17 protein-coding genes are annotated in these 18,115 nt (G+C 43.2%); 12 read left to right on the top strand and 5 right to left on the bottom strand.

Annotated features, from left to right (window positions below; genetic code table 11):
* The gene (locus tag PLH26_RS05680; protein ID WP_324585028.1) at positions 1-807 is read right to left on the bottom strand and encodes a LiaF transmembrane domain-containing protein; all 807 of its coding nucleotides are present in this window, start codon (positions 805-807) and stop codon (positions 1-3) included.
* A 229-nt stretch (positions 808-1,036) separates the two neighbouring features.
* Here PLH26_RS05680 and atpB point away from each other — a divergent pair, with 229 nt between their 5' ends.
* From atpB to PLH26_RS05740, 12 genes are all read left to right on the top strand, one after another.
* Positions 1,037-2,146, top strand: a complete 1,110-nt coding sequence (atpB, locus tag PLH26_RS05685) for a F0F1 ATP synthase subunit A (RefSeq protein WP_324585029.1) — start codon at positions 1,037-1,039, stop codon at positions 2,144-2,146.
* A 31-nt stretch (positions 2,147-2,177) separates the two neighbouring features.
* Entirely contained in the window at positions 2,178-2,390 is a 213-nt protein-coding gene (atpE, locus tag PLH26_RS05690; protein ID WP_324585030.1) for an ATP synthase F0 subunit C, read from the top strand.
* Between the two features lie 89 nt (positions 2,391-2,479).
* Positions 2,480-2,989 carry a F0F1 ATP synthase subunit B gene (atpF, locus tag PLH26_RS05695; protein ID WP_324585031.1) on the top strand — a complete coding sequence of 170 codons (510 nt, stop codon included), beginning with the start codon at positions 2,480-2,482 and terminating at the stop codon, positions 2,987-2,989.
* Positions 2,990-3,058: 69 nt separating this feature from the next.
* Complete coding sequence (atpH, locus tag PLH26_RS05700; protein ID WP_324585032.1) at positions 3,059-3,622, top strand: ATP synthase F1 subunit delta; 564 nt, start codon at positions 3,059-3,061, stop codon at positions 3,620-3,622.
* Between the two features lie 66 nt (positions 3,623-3,688).
* Positions 3,689-5,266: a F0F1 ATP synthase subunit alpha gene (gene atpA, locus PLH26_RS05705; RefSeq protein ID WP_324585033.1), complete on the top strand. Its 1,578-nt coding sequence runs from the start codon at positions 3,689-3,691 to the stop codon at positions 5,264-5,266.
* 303 nt (positions 5,267-5,569) lie between these two features.
* A complete protein-coding gene (locus PLH26_RS05710; protein WP_324585034.1) occupies positions 5,570-8,710 on the top strand; it encodes a T9SS type A sorting domain-containing protein in 3,141 nt (1,046 codons plus the stop codon).
* A 102-nt stretch (positions 8,711-8,812) separates the two neighbouring features.
* On the top strand, positions 8,813-11,062 hold the full coding sequence (locus PLH26_RS05715) for a TonB-dependent receptor (protein WP_324585035.1): 2,250 nt from the start codon (positions 8,813-8,815) through the stop codon (positions 11,060-11,062).
* Between the two features lie 76 nt (positions 11,063-11,138).
* A complete protein-coding gene (locus PLH26_RS05720; protein WP_324585036.1) occupies positions 11,139-11,768 on the top strand; it encodes a tetratricopeptide repeat protein in 630 nt (209 codons plus the stop codon).
* A 49-nt stretch (positions 11,769-11,817) separates the two neighbouring features.
* A complete protein-coding gene (locus PLH26_RS05725) occupies positions 11,818-12,501 on the top strand; it encodes a hypothetical protein (RefSeq protein WP_324585037.1) in 684 nt (227 codons plus the stop codon).
* Entirely contained in the window at positions 12,494-12,799 is a 306-nt protein-coding gene (locus tag PLH26_RS05730; RefSeq protein ID WP_324585038.1) for a winged helix-turn-helix domain-containing protein, read from the top strand. Before PLH26_RS05725 ends, PLH26_RS05730 begins: the two co-directional genes overlap by 8 nt.
* A 52-nt stretch (positions 12,800-12,851) precedes the next feature.
* Entirely contained in the window at positions 12,852-13,655 is an 804-nt protein-coding gene (gene pyrF / locus PLH26_RS05735; protein WP_324585039.1) for an orotidine-5'-phosphate decarboxylase, read from the top strand.
* Between the two features lie 144 nt (positions 13,656-13,799).
* A complete protein-coding gene (locus PLH26_RS05740) occupies positions 13,800-14,147 on the top strand; it encodes a hypothetical protein (RefSeq protein WP_324585040.1) in 348 nt (115 codons plus the stop codon).
* A 280-nt stretch (positions 14,148-14,427) separates the two neighbouring features.
* Here PLH26_RS05740 and PLH26_RS05745 read toward each other — a convergent pair whose 3' ends face one another.
* The 4 genes from PLH26_RS05745 to PLH26_RS05760 form a co-directional block, all read right to left on the bottom strand.
* Complete coding sequence (locus PLH26_RS05745; protein ID WP_324585041.1) at positions 14,428-15,063, bottom strand: peroxiredoxin; 636 nt, start codon at positions 15,061-15,063, stop codon at positions 14,428-14,430.
* 82 nt (positions 15,064-15,145) lie between these two features.
* Positions 15,146-16,291: a DNA polymerase IV gene (gene dinB / locus PLH26_RS05750; RefSeq protein WP_324585042.1), complete on the bottom strand. Its 1,146-nt coding sequence runs from the start codon at positions 16,289-16,291 to the stop codon at positions 15,146-15,148.
* A 17-nt stretch (positions 16,292-16,308) separates the two neighbouring features.
* Positions 16,309-17,013: an RsmE family RNA methyltransferase gene (locus PLH26_RS05755; RefSeq protein ID WP_324585043.1), complete on the bottom strand. Its 705-nt coding sequence runs from the start codon at positions 17,011-17,013 to the stop codon at positions 16,309-16,311.
* Positions 17,014-17,252: 239 nt separating this feature from the next.
* Positions 17,253-18,115 (bottom strand): replicative DNA helicase (locus PLH26_RS05760; RefSeq protein WP_324585044.1); only part of this gene is annotated, 863 nt, incomplete at its 5' end.

The raw sequence follows: 18,115 nt of genomic DNA on the forward strand, positions 1-18,115 counted from the left end.
TTAATAGCTTTTGATTTCTATCCCACCAAAAATAGTGGTGCCATCAAGGACAAGTACTTTATCTGGATCGGTATTGATTCCGGAAGGGGCCCTTTTGTCTTCAAAGCCGCCGAAAATGGAAGTAACGGTTGATTTAATGGTCCAGTGTGCGGGTACAATAAGCTTGGTGCCCCCGAAGACCTGTGTAATATCCAGTTTAACCCTGCCTGTTATTTCGGCCTGGGAACAGTTGATCTCCGCACCTCCCATAAAATTGGTAATATCACCCCCTTTAAAATTTTTGGAAAGGATCACTTTTTTTGAGCTGCCCAGTATGGCGGTGCTATCTATAAAATCGTCTTCATCTTTTATGTTATACGAAGTATTCCCGGCGTCAGCTTCGGCTTCGGGCAAATTGGGGTCTTTCGCAAAATCATTTCCTTCCCATCCCCATCTTTCCCGCATCCACTTCTTTCTGGAACCGGCACCAAAGATCATGAACAGTCCTATAGAAATAATAACAAACGGCCATATGAAAGGTTTTAGGTTGGCTCCCGGAACAACTTTATCGGCGAGGAAAATACAACCCAATCCAATTAAAATGATCCAGCCCGGTCCGCGAAAACCATGTTTTAAGCCTATAAATATGCCAACCGCTATTAAAATCATGGGCCAGCTAAGCACCCATGAAGGAAAATCATACATGGTTTGGCGCAGGATGGCAGCAATACCTACCAATAGCAAAAACAATCCTGCCAGAACTGTACCTGTTCTGTTTTCATTACAGTGTCTTCTGTTTCCCCAATGATGTCTTCTTCTGCTTCGCATATCATATTATTTTACCACAAAACTACAGCGCACTGCATGTTATTACAAGCCTATATAGGCTAATACCATACGTATTACCGGCGAAAGACGACTTTTATCCGGTAAAAGCCGGTACGGGCAAAAGCTGCCGAAAGCAAAAACGAAAGCCAAATAAATTTCAAATCTTATAATTTCAAATCTTAAATTTCTCCTCCCCAACTCCTATCTTTGCGGCAAATTTCAGGTGACCATGCTCTTAAAATGCCTAAAGTCCTTATTGGTAGCGGTTTTCAGTATAGGTATTATCTTTTATTGTAATACATCTTTTTCACAGAGTATTGCCGGAAACGGCGTTACAGAACAGCCCCATAATCCGGGTCAGGAAAAAGAGGAAGATCTTGATGTTGCCGGTACCATTATAGACCATATACGCGATCATCACAGCTGGCATTTATGGGGGCACACTTCCATACCGCTGCCGGTTATTTTAAAAACAGATAAAGGCTTTGAGGTATTTTCTTCTTCTAAATTGTCAGACGAGCATCATCAGCCGGTAGTATACAATGGCAACTATCCTTATAAACTTGTTGAAGGAAAGATCAAAATAATGAATGCAGACGGCAGTGTAAATGCAGAAGCTTCCAAAAAGATTTTTGACATTTCCATTACCAAGAACGTAGCCTCTATGCTCATTTCTGTTGCTCTGCTGATCGTTCTGTTCACAGGTGTGGCAAGAGCATATAAAAAAAGCGGGGTTACATCCGCTCCGAAAGGATTCCAGTCGTTTATTGAACCCGTTATTATATTCATAAGAGATGAAGTTGCCAGGCCCTGCCTTGGCCATCATACGCAACGGTTCATGCCATTCCTGCTCAACATATTCTTTTTTATATGGATCAATAATATACTGGGGCTGGTTCCTTTTTTTCCGGGAGGCGCCAACCTGAGCGGGAACATTGCTTTTACTTTTGTACTTTCCCTGTTCACTTTTGTTATTACAAACGTGAACGGGAAAAAAGATTACTGGAGACATATTTTCTGGATGCCGGGACTTCCCACACCATTGAAAATATTTTTAATGCCTATTGAAGTGCTGGGGGTTTTCATAAAATCCATTTCACTCACTATCCGGTTGTTCGCCAACATTACAGCGGGCCATATACTGGTGCTGAGCCTGGTTTCCCTCATTTTTATCTTTAAGGCGGTGTCGGCTTCTGTGGTAGTTGTTCCTTTTACGGTTTTTATTGGCCTTATTGAACTGCTGGTTGGCTTTATTCAGGCTTTTATTTTTGCGATGCTGTCGGCATTGTATATAGGAATGGCAATTGAAGAGCACCATCAGCAGGACCTGGTTTTATAATTGTTTTTTATTCACTTTTAAATATTAAAAAATGGTAGTAGGAAGTGTTGCCGCAATAGGGGCAGGTTTAGCAGCCATAGGTGCAGGTATCGGTATCGGACAGATCGGTAAGGGCGCCGTTGAGGGCATTGCCCGCCAACCGGAAGCCGCCAATGAGATCCGTACCAACATGATCATCGCTGCTGCGCTGGTAGAATCTGTGTCGTTGTTTGCAGTGGTAGTTGCGCTGCTCGGCAATGGTTAAACCAATTTTATCTGTACAGACCTTTAGCACAGGGCAAAGAGGTCTGTACCTTTATTGTAAAAATTTATCAAGCATAAAGCACATTACTTATGTTATTAGAAATAAACCCACTGGTGCTTCCCGATCCCGGATTAATGATCTGGTCAACGCTGGCATTCCTGATCCTGCTGTTTGTATTGGGCAAATTTGGATGGAGACCCATCATGAAAGCCATCAGTGAAAGAGAGCAGGGGATCAATGACTCTTTAGCTACCGCCGAAAAAGTAAGAGCAGAAATGGCCCAGTTAAAAAGCGAGAATGAAATATTACTGGTACAGGCCCGTGAAGAAAGAGCACAGATATTAAAGGAAGCCAAAGAAATAAAAGACAAAATGATCAACGAGGCCAGGGAGCAGGCCAAAGAAGCTGCCGCCAAAATTATGGCTGATACGCAGCAAGCTATTGACAATCAGAAAATGGCCGCTTTAATTGATCTGAAAAACCAGGTAGGAAATATGGTTGTGGAGGTTTCAGAGAAAATATTGCGCCGCGAATTGTCGAATAAGCCGGAACAGGAAAATTATATCAAACAATTGACCGACGAGATAAAACTGAATTAGGTTTTGAAAATAGAAAGCCGGTGAATAAATTACCAGATTTTCAAATTTTCAAATTTTCAAATTAGAAAGATGCTTCAACCACGTTTAGCCGGAAGATATGCCAAGAGCCTGATCGATTTAGCTATGGAGCAAAATCAGTTGGAAGCGGTATATGCTGACATGATTTTTTTACGGTCTGTTTGCAGGCAAAGCCGGGAGTTTGTAACGCTTATGCGCAGCCCCGTGATCAATGCAGATAAGAAAAACAGTATTGTTGATGCCATTACCAGGGATAAAGTAGGGAGACTCACTACCGCATTCAATAAATTATTGATACAAAAAGGAAGAGAAAGCATTTTGCCTGAAATCGTAAATGCATTCATTGACCTGTACAATGCAGCAAAAGGTATTCACAAAGTAAAATTAGCCACCGCAGAACCCGTAAGTGAAGCATTAAAGAAAGCCATTGAGCAAAAAGTAAAAACGGATGCGGCGCTTCCTGAAATAGAACTGGAAACCGTGGTAAAAGAAGAGCTCATAGGAGGTTTTGTGCTTGAGTTCGATAACAAATTGGTAGACGCCAGCATCCTCAGAGATTTAAAAGATATCCAAAAGCAGTTCCGTAGTAACATATATGTAAAAAACATCAGGTAAACGATCCTGAGCGGTAAAGCAGATTTAAATAAAAAAATTGATTAACAACAATATAAACCAAAAGATATGGCAGAAATTAAGCCCGATGAAATAAGTGCGATACTGCGTCAGCAGTTAAGCAATTTTAATGCAGGCGCCGACCTGGAAGAAGTAGGTACGGTATTACAGGTGGGAGACGGTATTGCACGTATTTATGGTTTAAACAATGTACGTGCCGGTGAACTGGTTGAATTCGACAATGGCGTTAAAGCCGTGGCTTTGAACCTTGAAGAAGATAATGTGGGTGTGGTATTGATGGGTGAATCATCGGAAATTAAAGAAGGACATAAAGTAAAAAGAACCGGAAGTATAGCCTCTTTAAAAGTGGGTGAAGGATTGGTTGGACGTGTAATTAATGTACTGGGAGAGCCCATAGATGGCAAAGGACCTGTTACGGGTGAATTGTTTGAAATGCCGCTGGAACGCAAAGCGCCCGGAGTAATTTACAGGGAGCCGGTAAAGGAACCCCTGCAAACAGGCATTAAAGCCATTGACGCCATGATCCCCATCGGTCGTGGCCAGCGTGAACTGATCATTGGCGACCGCCAAACCGGTAAAACGGCTATCGCTGTTGACACCATTATCAATCAAAGAGAATTTTACCAGGCAGGCAAGCCGGTATATTGCATATATGTGGCGTGCGGACAAAAAGCATCCACTATAGCCAACGTAATGAAAACACTGGAAGACAATGGCGCTATGGAATATACGGTAATTGTTGCGGCATCCGCTTCCGACCCCGCCCCGCAGCAGTTCTTTGCACCATATGCAGGCGCAGCCATTGGCGAATATTTTCGTGATACCGGCCGGCCGGCGCTGATCGTATATGATGATCTGAGTAAACAGGCAGTAGCTTACCGTGAGGTATCCCTGTTGTTGCGCCGCCCCCCCGGCCGTGAAGCCTACCCGGGCGATGTGTTTTACCTTCATAGCCGCCTGCTTGAACGCGCTGCAAAAGTGATCAGCGATGACGCGGTAGCCAAAAACATGAATGACGTGCCCGACAGCATCAAACACCTCATAAAAGGTGGCGGATCGTTAACGGCACTCCCCATTATTGAAACACAGGCAGGCGATGTATCGGCATATATACCCACCAATGTTATTTCTATCACCGACGGACAGATATTCCTGGAATCAAATCTCTTTAATGCGGGTATCCGCCCGGCTATCAACGTGGGTATTTCCGTAAGCCGTGTGGGCGGTAATGCCCAGATCAAATCCATGAAAAAAGTGGCAGGAACCCTTAAGCTTGACCAGGCTTTGTACCGCGAAATGGAGGCATTTTCAAAATTCGGCGGCGACCTGGATGCAGCTACCAAACTGGTGCTTGATAAAGGCGCACGCAACGTGGAAATCCTTAAGCAGGCGCAGTATTCGCCTTTCTCTGTTGAAAAGCAGGTAGCCATTATTTACCTGGGTACACAGGGGTTACTGAGAGATATACCTGTAAATAAAGTAAAAGAGTTCGAAGAGCTGTTTCTTATAGAGATGGAAAACAAATTACCTGAAGTGCTCAATGAATTCAAAAGAGGAAATCTCCCCGACGAAGGCGTTAAGAAAATGACCGAGGTAGCGCAGGCACTTATGTCAAGATATAAGTAAAATAACTTCACCCCCGGATAAACAGCCCCACGGATTTTGAACCGGGGGCTGTTTGCATTTTATTATCTGCGATTGCACAATAACAGGTAATATACTTTCATTAACCCCGCAACGTTATAGTATAGCAGAATTAAGAGTATTCACTTATTTCTGTTGATGTATGATAATTGCCCGGAATTTTAATCGAAAGAAAGCGCATACACATCGAATAGTAAAAATATAAGGGAATACACGTAGTAGCTTTATTGCGGAAAACACATTTTCAGAAAATCCGACCTTTTGAAAGCCATAAACCCTGGCAATATGAAACATTTCTACCCTTTTGGAAAAATATGGTGGCAAACTGGTTTGATGACCATTATGGTTTTGGTTTATGTAAGAGGTTATGCCCAGCCGCCTGCAGACTCAGCCACACATTCATATCCTGTAAGTGTTGGAAGACCCTGTGGAGGTAACAGCAGCACTCATTCAGCACATGTTTTCAAATACGACGGCATTAATAAAACATTAAGCTATGTCCAGGATTGCAAACCCAACCTGGCCAGCCCGGGGTTCAGCATCTCTGCTGCAGGCATTTCCTATAACCCGGCCGACCATATGTTGTATTATTACAGATATACCGGTGGAAAAACACATGTATGGCGCTGGACACCCGGGGATGTGTGCCCTCCTCTAACAGCAAAATATGATACTTATTCTGCTGTTATCCTGGGGTTCGCATTTGATCCTAACGGTTTATGTTACCAGCTTATATTTACGGGTTCTTCATCTCCTTCTTATAATATTGCATTAAGAACTGTAGATTTTTCAACGGGAACCTTTGGGCCTGAGGTACCTATTACACGTCCTGCAGGGCTCAATATCACCATTCAGAACGGAGATATAACGCTCACGCCGGATGGAAAGATGCTTATGGTGTGGGATAAAAAATATTTCGCAGTGAATTACCAGGATTATGGTACCGCCACTCCCCTGGTAGCTACACCTATCGCTACTTTAAGTGGCGCCCATATATATGGACTTTCTTATTCAGAAGGAAGATTAATTGCCGCAGATGCCAATAATAAATACTGGGATTTAGATATGCTTACCGGCGCAAAAACAGCTATTACACAGGCGCCTTGTTATCAGAGTAACGATATGACCGAAATCATTTCCGGAATAGGAGTCGCAAAAAAGTTGTCATCGGCAACCCCAACGGGTGTGCCAGGTCAGTACGATCTGAGCTATGATATTTTTGTTAAAAATTATGGAGGATGGGATATATCCAATGTGCAGGTCATTGAATTACTAAGAGGTAATGGAATCGCAACTCCGTTCACTGGTGCAAACAACCCAACCAATGTTACCGCTACTCTTATTGATAATCCCGCGGGAGTAACACTTAATCCTGCATATAATGGCTTTAATCAGTCGCAATTACTGGCACCCGGCCAGGTGCTGCGCAATTACCCTGTATCCCAAAATCATTTTACTATAAGAGTCTCGTTCCGCGTAAGCGGTATTATCATTGGTAAGGTTTATAACAATAATGCCAAAGTAACCGGGAACGGATATGGCAATAGAGCAGTATTGGACATTTCCACAAACGGCGACAATCCCGATCTGAACAACAATGCTAAACCTAACGATCCCGGCGAAAACCAACCCACCCCGTTTGTTATTTTAACTACGGCTGAAATGCCACCCTGCGAAGCTTTAAATAAAATCATATATAAACAGGAATTCGGAACCGGCACCACCATGACTACAGCTATACCTGCAGCAACAGGTACGGCCGGCACGGCAGCTACAGATTACACAGGCAGCACATCCCAGCCTTTGGCTGTTGAGCAATATGCCCTTACCCGTAACGCAAGCACCGGCAATACAACGCGCTGGATCAGCCGCACCGATCATACCGGCAACACAAACGGGAAAATGATGGTGATAAACGCCGATGTAAATTCCAATAAAATTTACACGGATAGAATAAACATATCCTGTGGCAACCTCAAGTATTCCTTATTTGCCTTTGTATCCAACATTCCTAATTCAACCTATGAGACTTTTTGCGATGGTTTTGGCGGTATAGTAAACCCCAAACTCACATTCACCGTAAAGGATGCAGCCTCCGGGCTTATTATTACCAACCTTACAACGCCCGAAATAACAAGTAGTAACTGGACCCAGTATGGCATGAAATTCGTGATGCCGGCACTCGTAAACGGCAACCCGGTTACCCAGATCATCATTGAAATAACCAATAGCGCTCCGGGCGGCTGCGGTAACGACCTGGCCATTGACGATATACAGTTCGGATTGTGTGATCCCACACCTACCGTATCGGTTAACAATACCGCCGGTTGCACAAATGGCATAACCACATTCAGCGCAGCACTGAGCGACCCAACCGTGATTTCCGGACCATTGGAATACCAGTGGCAGGTAAGTACCAATAATTCTACATGGACAAATATCCCAGGTGCAAACAGCGAGGACTATACCATCGATCCTTTGCAGCCTTCGGATATCGGCAAGTACTACCGTGTAATAGTAGCAGCGGCAGGTAATATTAACAATGCCACTTGCCGCTATACATCTAACAGCTTTCAGCTTGCAGCTAAAATATCTTCTACCGCACCAACAGGCATTGACGCGTCACCGGCTCAAACTACCTGCCCCGGCAATGCCGTAAACCTTACCGTACAGGGCGGCTCCCTCGGTACCAATGCTGTGTGGAGATGGTACAGGAACAGTTGCGGCGATACACTTATCGGTACAGGCAATATGATCTCGGTACTGCCTACAGAAACAACAACCTATTATGTAAGAGCGGAGGGAGATTGTAATATTACCGCCTGTGCCCAGGTAACCATTAACCTTATACCATGTGTTATCCTGCCCGTTGATTTCCTTCAATTCAGCGCAGTACAACGCGCCCGTGCAATTGACCTGGACTGGAGGATCATTACATCGGAACAGATCAGTCATTTTGAAGTAGAACGCTCAGAAAACGGGAATGACTTTAACAAGATAGGAACGGTAACAAGTTCCGTTCCGCAAAACACAGCCGCACGCTTTACTTACCAGGATGCTGACCCCGATGTTAACGGCAATATCATATACTACCGCATTAAGGTGGTAAGCAAGGATGGTGTAAGCAAGTACAGCAATATTCTTACCGTAAGGATCTCTTCGCAAAACAACGGGAAATTAAAAATCAGTCCCAATCCTGCCTCATCCTCTGTAAATGTCAGCTTCTATTCCGCACTGCGCGGAACAATAGAACTTCAGATACTGGATATGACAGGGAAAATAGTCTTACGCGAACAAAGATCAGTTGAGTCGGGTCAAAACAGTATCACCCTTAACCAGCTAAGCCGCCTGAGTGAAGGGGTATATACCATCTTCATCCACACCGGTGACAGATGGGAAAGAGAGCGGATCGTTATAAGACGATGAATCGAATCACTATTTATATATCCTCCTGTAAAAAAGGAGGATTTTTTTAAAAAATTTTGTTTATAATATAAACTACTTTATATTTATAATAAATCTGCAATTGTGAAGGTTCCGGCGTTTTCTATCTGGCTGCTGCTTTGTTTGTCATCAGCATCATTTGGACAATCTGTAATTTCAGGTAAAATAAAGGACAACAAAGACAGGCCTATTGCGGGCGCCAGCATCACCTTAAAAGATACCTATGATGGCGCCACCTCCGACTCATCGGGAAACTTTTCCTTTACAACTACCGAAAAAGGAAAATTACTGTTAACCATAAGCGCGGTTGGATACCGGTCTGCAGAGCAATCCATAGACATTTCGGCACCGGCAGTTACCGCAAATGCTGAATTAAGAGAAGAAGTAAGCGAATTAAAAGCGGTAGTAATTACTGCCGGCAGTTTTGAGGCCGGCGACAAAAAAAGAGTAACGGTGCTCAACTCCATAGATGTAGCTACCACGGCAGGCGCCAATGCCGATGTTACAGCAGCATTAAAAACATTACCGGGAGCGCAGCAGGTGGGCGAAAGCGAAGGATTGTTTGTAAGAGGAGGAACGGCAACCGAAACCAAAATATTTATTGACGGCACCCTGGTGAATAATTTTTTCTACAGCAGCGTGCCAGGCATTTCTCAGCGTGGACGATTTTCTCCATTTTTGTTTAAAGGCACTGTTTTTAGTACCGGCGGCTACTCTGCCTTGTACGGACAAGCGCTTTCATCGGCACTTATACTCGAATCAATAGATTTGCCGGAGCAAAGTTCGGGCGATTTTGGCATATCGCCATTAAGCATTAACGGAGGTTATCAGCATCTTGCAAAGAATAAAAAATCTTCCTGGGGTGCCAGTTATAGTTATGCAAACCTCTGGCTGGCTTTTAAGTCCATCAAACAACGCCCTGATTATTTTAAAGTACCCGATGCACATACAGCCGATGTAAACTTTCGCATTAAAACATCGGAAACAGGCATGCTCAAATACTATGGCTATTTCAGCGCAAACCAGGTGGGGATCCGCAACCCGAGTTTGGATACAATGGGTTACAAAGATGTTTTCAGTATCCGCAACTTCAACATGTATCACAATATGGCCTACAGGGAAAATTTAGGCAGTGGCTGGAAGCTGAATGGCGGTATCTCTTACAGCAACAATAAAGACGATATCACGGGAAAATTACAGGATGCATACAATAAAGATGTTGTTGTAGACCGCCTTGAATTTAAAAACTTCGATGTTTCCGCGCGGGGCAATTATTTTAATGCAAAGCTGGTGTTCGATAAACGGCTCAGGGGAATCTCGGTATTCAGATTTGGCACCGAATACAATTACAACAACGATAAAACAGATTACACTTTATATTCAGGTTCAATTTTTTCGAATAGTATCGTTGATCATACAACAGCATTGTTTGCTGAAACAGACATATATCTTACCAATGATCTGGCAGCCAAACTGGGCACCCGGTTTGAACATGCTTCGCTGATAAACAAAAACAATATTGCACCGAGGGTTTCCCTGGCCTATAAAACCGGCAGGCACAGCCAGGCTTCCATGGCATACGGAATTTTCTATCAAAACCCCGAAAGAAAATACATCCCCTCCCCCGCTATCCTTACTTTTTCAAAAGCAACACATTATATTGCCCAGTATCAGAGTGTAACAGACAAGATTACTTTCAGGACAGAAATATTCTACAAAAAATATAATGATCTTATAAAAACCGATATGATCAATCCTAACCAGCAGGTTGCAATAAACAACAATGGCTTTGGTGACGCAAAAGGCATTGAATTTTTCTGGCGTGATAAAAAGACCTTTAAGGATTTTGACTACTGGATATCCTATTCTTACCTCGATACAAAAAGAGATTTCGTTAATTTTCCTTATGCCATACAGCCAAACTTTGCGGCAAAGCATACCGCTTCCCTGGTTATGAAAAAATTTGTTACCAGTTGGAAAACCGGCTTCAACATGTCGTATACCTATGCAAGCGGCCGGCCTTATTATAATATTATATACGATGGCAGTAAATATACATTTTCCGACCTCGGCAAAACGAAAGACTATCACAATATAAGTTTCAGCGCTAACTATTTGCCAAACCTGTTTAATAAAGAGAGCCGCAGGTTTACCGTACTGGTATTATCGGTTAACAATATTTTTGGTATTGACCAAGTATATGGGTATAATTATTCGTACAACGGTTACCGGAAGTCGGCTATATTACCTCCTTCCAGAACGTTTGTATTTATAGGCGCTTTTATAAGCCTGGGAGTAGACAGAACGGAGGATGCGATCAATAGTAACTTATAGTTCAGGCCCCATTCCCTGTGGGGCCTGTATTTATTATAAACATACCCTTTGAGGGGAAGGAAAAAAAATGAACAAAATGAAACAAATCGTTTGCTTTGCTTTAATAATTTTTACAGCAACTTCGCTGTTTGGCCAAAATGAAAAATATGTAAAGGCGATGGAAGCAAAACTATCGCAAATGGAAAGCACAAAAGACGTAGCCGGCTTTGCAGAACTGTCAAATGCTTTTCAACGCATTGGCGATGCGGAAAAAACGCAATGGCTTCCTTACTATTATGCGGCACTGTGTTTAACCACAAGCGGATGGATGGACAGCAAAATGGATAAGGATACCAATGCCGCAAAAATAAAGGACTTGTGCAGCAAAGCAGAAGCCATCGAGAACAATGCTGAACTCTGCGCTGTACGCAATATGGCGGCTACCCAGCAAATGCTGGTTGATCCTCAAACCCGCTGGATGACCTATGGGCAGGAAGCAGAAGCAGCGTTAAAAAAAGGACTGGAACTTGATCCCAATAACCCCAGGTTACATTACCTGCAGGCGGCAGGTATATTTAATACACCCGAGCAGTTTGGCGGCGGCAAAAGCAAAGCAAAACCGATGCTTGAAAAGGCTTTGGAACTGTATGAGACAGAAAAGGTAAAACCTCTTCACCCGCATTGGGGCAAAAAGCAAACAGAAGACCTGCTTGCACAGTGCAATTAACAGGAAGCCTGTAGCAGAAACCCATTATTAATCAATACCAGAACAACTTATGCAGGAAAAACAACTATCAGAACAGGAAAGTCTCCAATTGATTGCTGAAATGATCGGCAAGGCCAAGGCGCATTTTCACGAGAGCGGCGCCAGTACAATTTTATGGGGGATTGTGATTGGCATTTGTGGGCTGTTGAGCTTCGCACAGTCTTTTTGGGAGTTTTCAATTGGCTTCAACATTTGGTATCTTACTTTTGCAGCTGTAGTTCCACAGGTATGGATTGGCATTGCCGAAAGGAGAAAACGCGTGGTGAAAACTCACCAGGATACCGCCATTGATATCGTTTGGATGGTATACGTTATATCTATTGCGGCAATGTTAGTATACGCAAACGTCACGTATTTTACATCTCCGGGACTATTAGCCCAGGACGGGCTGGAGCTTTTTTCAAAAAATACAGAGACGGGAGAATTAAAACCATTTAAATTATTTGTACCCAGTTTCTCTTCTGTTATGATGGTCATATATGCCTTTCCTACCCTGACAACCGGCCTCATTACCAAATATCGTCCCCTAATAGTGGGAGCCGTAGTATGTTACAGCTTATTCATTGTATCGCTGTTGACAGGATTTACTTACGACATGCTTTTAACCGCATTTGCTGCAATAGCATGCTGGCTGGTACCGGGATTAATGTTACGGCGCAAATATTTACTTCAACGAAAAGATGAGCATGTTTAAAGACCTGGACCCAATATTACATTCACAAATAAGGCTGGCAGTGATTTCACTCCTGATAGGCGTAAAAGAAGCTGAATTCACATTTTTAAAAGAAAAAACAAGGGCCACCGCAGGCAATTTGAGCGTACAAATTCAAAAACTAAAAGAGGCCGGATATATTGAAGTGATTAAACGGTTTAAAGACAATTACCCGCAAACTTTATGTAAAATTACGACAAAGGGTATACAAGCTTTTGAAGAATATGTATCAGTGCTCCAGGATTATGTAGGAAAAAAAAGGCAGAACAAATTGGGGTAAAGCAGCAGCGAGTCCTTCTTCAGGTTTCTTCTTTCCTTATTATCTTCGTAATATGACCAGAAAACAACTTGCAGAACATATCAAAGCCCAATCATCTTATTTATGTGTAGGATTAGACACAGATATCAATAAAATCCCAAAACATCTGCTATCATATACCGACCCTGTTTTTGAGTTCAATAAACAAATTATTGACGCAACAAAAGATCATTGCGCAAGCTATAAAATAAATACCGCCTTTTATGAAAGCCAGGGCACAAAGGGTTGGGAAGCAATGGAAAAAACAGTAAACTATATCCCCTCAACTCATTTTACCATAGCAGATGCCAAACGCGGGGATATCGGTAACACATCATCGCATTATGCAAAGGCATTTTTCGAAACTTTAAACTTCGACGCCATTACCGTTGCCCCATATATGGGAGAAGACAGCGTAAGACCTTTCCTTGAGTATACAAACAAATGGACCATCGTACTTGGGCTTACTTCCAACCCGGGAGCAAAAGATTTTGAGCTACAACAAACCGGGAAAGAAAGATTGTACGAAAAAGTATTGAAAACAGTGGCCGGATGGGGATCAACAGAGAATCTCATGTTTGTTGTAGGCGCCACCCGGCCGGAAGAGTTCATCAATATCCGCAATATCCTCCCCGATCACTTTTTTCTTGTTCCCGGCGTAGGTTTCCAGGGAGGCAGCCTGAAAGGAATTTCTGAAAAAGCGATGAATAAAGACTACGGCATTCTCATAAATGTTTCACGCGCAATTATTTTTGCAGGCGAAAAGGAAGACTTTGCATTGGAAGCAAAAGCAATTGCAGCACAATATCAACAGGAAATGAAAGAGTATATAAAATAAAAAAGCGCAACCGTTTTAGCTGCGCTATACAGACGTTGCTTTAATTTTTACCCGGGAGATTACAGACTGAACAATCCCCCATTATCTTCGGAAGGAGATGAAGGAACTTCTGCAGTAGATGGCGGAGGAGTTACAGGTTCAGTAATGGGAGCAACCACCGGCTTTTTAGCAGGTGCTTTTTTCTTGGGAGCAGCTTTTTTTGCCGCCTTTTTTGCAGGCGCTTTCTTCTTAGGCGCAGCTTTTTTTACGGCTTTTTTAGCAGGTGCTTTCTTTTTGGGGGCAGCTTTCTTTGCCGCTTTTTTTGCAGGAGCCTTCTTTTTAGGTGCAGCTTTTTTTACAGCCTTTTTAGCAGGTGCTTTCTTTTTGGGGGCAGCTTTCTTTACCGCTTTTTTTACTGCTTTTTTTGCAGGGGCCTTCTTTTTAGGTGCAACTTTCTTTGAAGCACTTTTTTTCTTTGCTTTAGCCATGATTGTTGGAATTTATTGTGTTTGAAGAAGTGATTTATTGATTCAGAAAATTAGGCAATAAAATTTATATTACTAAAAAACATGCTTATTTTTTTTGTAATCACAAACAAAATCACCTGGCATCCAACAAACGGCTATCCGCTGTGTGCTTGCCAACCCTAATAATTGCCGGTCGTTACAAAGTCGTTGGTTATTGGGTACAATAAAAAAGCGCAGAAGCAGGAAAACACGGTATAATACACTGCAACCGTGTCCGGAGCTTCTGTGCTTCAAAAAATGCGGTTAAAATAAACCTTGCGTTCCGTTTACAGATTAGGCTGAGGCGTGTAACGCAAATAGGGTTTCACAATTTTTACGCCTTTAGGGAATTTCTTTTCGGCATCCTCATTTGAGATAGCCGGCGAAATAATCACATCTTCGGTTGGTTTCCAGTCTGCCGGGGTAGATACACTAAAGTCGCTGGTCAATTGCAGGGAATCAATTACGCGTAATACTTCATGAAAATTCCGCCCGGTTGAAGCGGGATAAGTGATTGTAAGTTTCACTTTTTTATCGGGTCCTATTACAAATAAAGAACGTACGGTAAAGTTTTCAGATGCATTGGGATGGATCATTCCATATGCCGTAGCAACTTTCCTCTCGGGATCAGCGATAATCGGGAATTTAACATCTGCATTCTGTGTTTCATTGATGTCTTTTACCCACCCGATATGCTTGTCCAGCGGATCAACGCTCACAGCCAGTACTTTTGTGTTACGCTTTGCAAATTCATCCTGTAACAAGGCCGTTTTGCCCAATTCAGTGGTGCAAACCGGTGTGAAATCGGCAGGATGAGAAAATAAAACGCCCCAGCCATCGCCAAGAAATTCATAAAAATCAATTTTGCCCGCAGTTGTTTCGGCGGTAAAATTTGGTGCAATATCACCTAAACGCAAACTCATAGTAGATCATTTAAAGGTTATAAAAAGGATTGCAAATATAATTGTTTTCCTACCAACTTAGTGGACTATTGGTTAAAAAATATTAAACAGTTCGTGCCCGCGATATGGCTTTTTTTCCAAATCTGCCTTTAACAGCGTCTATGGCTTCATACAACCCCGTCTTCTTTTCAGCGTCTTCAAAAAGATTGGTTTGCCTGGCTTCACCGGTCAGCTCACTCAACCGAACACCCAGTAAACGTACAGGATGCCCCTTGCGGTAAAGCTTATAAAAAAGGGCTTTGGCTGCCGGAATAAGCTCGTCATCATAGCAGGTATACGCAATCACCGTTTGGCGTGATGTGGTCTCAAAATCGGGGTACCTGATCTTTACAGCAATACAACCGGCCATTTTATCATCCTGCCGCAATTCATAGGATACGCGCTCCGTCATCCGTACCAGTTCACTTATAATAAAATCCATATCGGTGCTGCTTGTTTCAAAAGTATTTTCGGTAGAAACAGACTTTGCTTCATGATAAGGGATCACGTCCCCATGATGAATGCCATTGGCTTTGTTCCAGAGCTCCAACCCATAATTGCCTAAAAAAAATTCCAGGTCGGCGGGTTTCCGGAAGGCAACATCGCCTATGGTTTGCATGCCCATTAACAGCAAATGCCGGTAAGTTTGTGTACCTATACCGGGTATAGTATTAACAGGCAAAGGAGATAAAAACGCTTTCCCCATATCGGGAGGCACTTGCATATAACCATTGGGCTTGGCCTCATTGGTGGCAATTTTAGCGATCATTTTGTTGGCTGCCAGCGCAAAGGAAATGGGTAATCCGGTTTTATCAATAATTTCCTGTCTTAAATCAATGGTCCATTGCCAGGGATTGAAATACCTGTCCATGCCGGTAAGATCAAGATAGAATTCATCAATAGATGCTTTTTCAAACAGTGGCGCTTTTGCCGCAATAATTTCTGTAACCCACCTGGAATACCTGCTGTATTCACCCCTGGTTCCCTTTACTACTGTGGCCTGGGGGCACAATCGCATGGCTGTAGCCATTGGCATTGCAGAATGAACGCCATATTTACGGGTCTCATAACTGCAGGCTGCTACCACTCCCCTTTCCCTGCTTCCGCCCACGATCAATGGCTTTCCTTTCAGCGAAGGATTATTGATGCATTCAACAGACACAAAAAATGCGTCCAGATCAAAATGTGCTATAGTTCGTATTTGAGGCATTTCAGGAGCAGCGCAATTTACTGAATCCGCAGCAATACGGCAGCAGCTATACCGGCAGTTTCTGTTCTCAGGCGGGTATTGCCGAGACTTACAGGTTTAAACTGATGATGCAAAGCCAAATCAATTTCCCCGGGGGAAAAATCACCTTCCGGACCTATACAGATGATCCTCTCTTCCCTGGCAGGAACAGAACCGTACAGTGTGCTTTTTTCGGCATCGAGACAATGGGCAATATATTTAATACCGCCGCCATCGCGGGCAACCCATTCTTTAAAGTGCACAGGTTCAGTTAATTCGGGCAGCCAACACTGCTGGCTTTGTAACATCGCGCTAACCGCAATACCTTTCATTCTGTCATAACGGAAATAGCTCCTTTCCGTTCTTTCGCAGATCAGGGGAACAATTGAGCTGACACCCGTTTCCGTGGCTTTTTCGAGAAACCATTCAAACCGGGAAGCGTTTTTAAGCAGCGAAATGGCTATCGTGATCCGCGGTTGCAGCGCCTGCACATGTGATTCGTTTTCAATATAAACAGTACATCCTTTTTTGTGCAGCTCCTCTATAATGCCTGTGCCTTTTTTGCCTTTTCCGTCTGTAACACAAAGCTTTTCCCCTTTTTTCATACGCAATACCCGGTTCACATGCCTGCCGGTAGCGTCATCCAGGGCAAGTACAGCACCGGCAGAAGGCATATGTTCAGTATAAAAAAGAGGAAACGGCATAACCAGTATTTTCATGCAAATAAAACAAAAGATTGGTCTCTCCATCAAAAAAGCTTCCCATACGGAAAGCTTCCTGAAGGATCCATCATCCAACCTCAAATATGTAGTGTGCGTACACTATTTTGCCGGGTTAAAGGACAAACGACAGATGAGAAGCGTGAGAACCTGACGTTTGCTGTTTTTCTTCTCACGTATAAATGAGACAAAATATCGTTTACACAATAATAAATATATTATATCTAAAATGGTGCGTCATCATCAAAATGGCCGTCGTTCATTTTGCTCCCTTTTTGTATAAATAAACGGGCGTTGTTATCCCCGTCTCCACCGGGCACGGGCTTCCAGTTGCCTTTCGGTATTCCCATACCGCCAAAATCATCGCCCTCCATCTCTGCAAATTTTTGGATATGCAATAAAGCCCTTAGCTTAATGGTTTCTAGAGAGCCGTTACGGTGCTTGGCTATCCGAACATGCGTTTCGCCTTTATTGCTTTCTCCAAATTCATTTGCGGTAATATTGTAATATTCCGGGCGATATAAAAACATTACCATATCTGCATCCTGCTCAATGGCGCCGGATTCCCTCAGGTCACTCAACTGTGGCATTTTATCTCCTTCCTTGCGCTTTTCAACCTCACGGCTTAACTGGCTCAATGCAATAATAGGTATACCCAGCTCTTTCGCCAATCCTTTCAGGTTCCTTGAAATGGTACTGATCTCCTGTTCGCGGTTGGAGCTGCGTTTATCGCCCGTACCGCTCATGAGCTGTAAATAATCAATAATAACCAGGCTCACGTTATGTTTGTTTTTTAACCGCCTGCATTTAGCCCTCAGTTCAAAAATGTTCAGCGCAGGCGTATCATCTATGAAAATGGGCGCATTTTGCAAACGTTGTATGCCATTGCGGTACAATTGCTGCATTTCATGCTCTTCCATTTTGCCACGTGCGATCTTTTCAAGCCATATCTCGCTTTCAGCGCTTAAGATACGTTGAACCAACTGGCCTGAACTCATTTCAAGACTAAAAAAAGCAACAGGTGTGGGCTTGGTAGCATGCAGGGCGGCATTACGGGCAAGGTTAAGCGCAAAAGCGGTTTTACCCA

The sequence above is a fragment of the Agriterribacter sp. genome, from assembly GCF_035444585.1.
Taxonomy (GTDB): Bacteria; Bacteroidota; Bacteroidia; order Chitinophagales; family Chitinophagaceae; genus Agriterribacter.

Excerpts from the sequence above, each read along its gene's own strand:
- PLH26_RS05710 (WP_324585034.1), top strand. The coding sequence starts at position 5,570 with ATGAAACATTTCTACCCTTTTGGAAAAATATGGTGGCAAACTGGTTTG.
- atpE (WP_324585030.1), top strand. The coding sequence starts at position 2,178 with ATGGTAGTAGGAAGTGTTGCCGCAATAGGGGCAGGTTTAGCAGCCATA.
- PLH26_RS05740 (WP_324585040.1), top strand. The coding sequence starts at position 13,800 with ATGGGAGCAACCACCGGCTTTTTAGCAGGTGCTTTTTTCTTGGGAGCA.
- atpB (WP_324585029.1), top strand. The coding sequence starts at position 1,037 with ATGCTCTTAAAATGCCTAAAGTCCTTATTGGTAGCGGTTTTCAGTATA.
- atpA (WP_324585033.1), top strand. The coding sequence starts at position 3,689 with ATGGCAGAAATTAAGCCCGATGAAATAAGTGCGATACTGCGTCAGCAG.
- PLH26_RS05755 (WP_324585043.1), bottom strand. The coding sequence starts at position 17,013 with ATGCCGTTTCCTCTTTTTTATACTGAACATATGCCTTCTGCCGGTGCT.
- atpF (WP_324585031.1), top strand. The coding sequence starts at position 2,480 with ATGTTATTAGAAATAAACCCACTGGTGCTTCCCGATCCCGGATTAATG.
- PLH26_RS05725 (WP_324585037.1), top strand. The coding sequence starts at position 11,818 with ATGCAGGAAAAACAACTATCAGAACAGGAAAGTCTCCAATTGATTGCT.
- pyrF (WP_324585039.1), top strand. The coding sequence starts at position 12,852 with ATGACCAGAAAACAACTTGCAGAACATATCAAAGCCCAATCATCTTAT.
- PLH26_RS05745 (WP_324585041.1), bottom strand. The coding sequence starts at position 15,063 with ATGAGTTTGCGTTTAGGTGATATTGCACCAAATTTTACCGCCGAAACA.
- dinB (WP_324585042.1), bottom strand. The coding sequence starts at position 16,291 with ATGCCTCAAATACGAACTATAGCACATTTTGATCTGGACGCATTTTTT.
- PLH26_RS05720 (WP_324585036.1), top strand. The coding sequence starts at position 11,139 with ATGAAACAAATCGTTTGCTTTGCTTTAATAATTTTTACAGCAACTTCG.
- atpH (WP_324585032.1), top strand. The coding sequence starts at position 3,059 with ATGCTTCAACCACGTTTAGCCGGAAGATATGCCAAGAGCCTGATCGAT.
- PLH26_RS05680 (WP_324585028.1), bottom strand. The coding sequence starts at position 807 with ATGCGAAGCAGAAGAAGACATCATTGGGGAAACAGAAGACACTGTAAT.
- PLH26_RS05730 (WP_324585038.1), top strand. The coding sequence starts at position 12,494 with ATGTTTAAAGACCTGGACCCAATATTACATTCACAAATAAGGCTGGCA.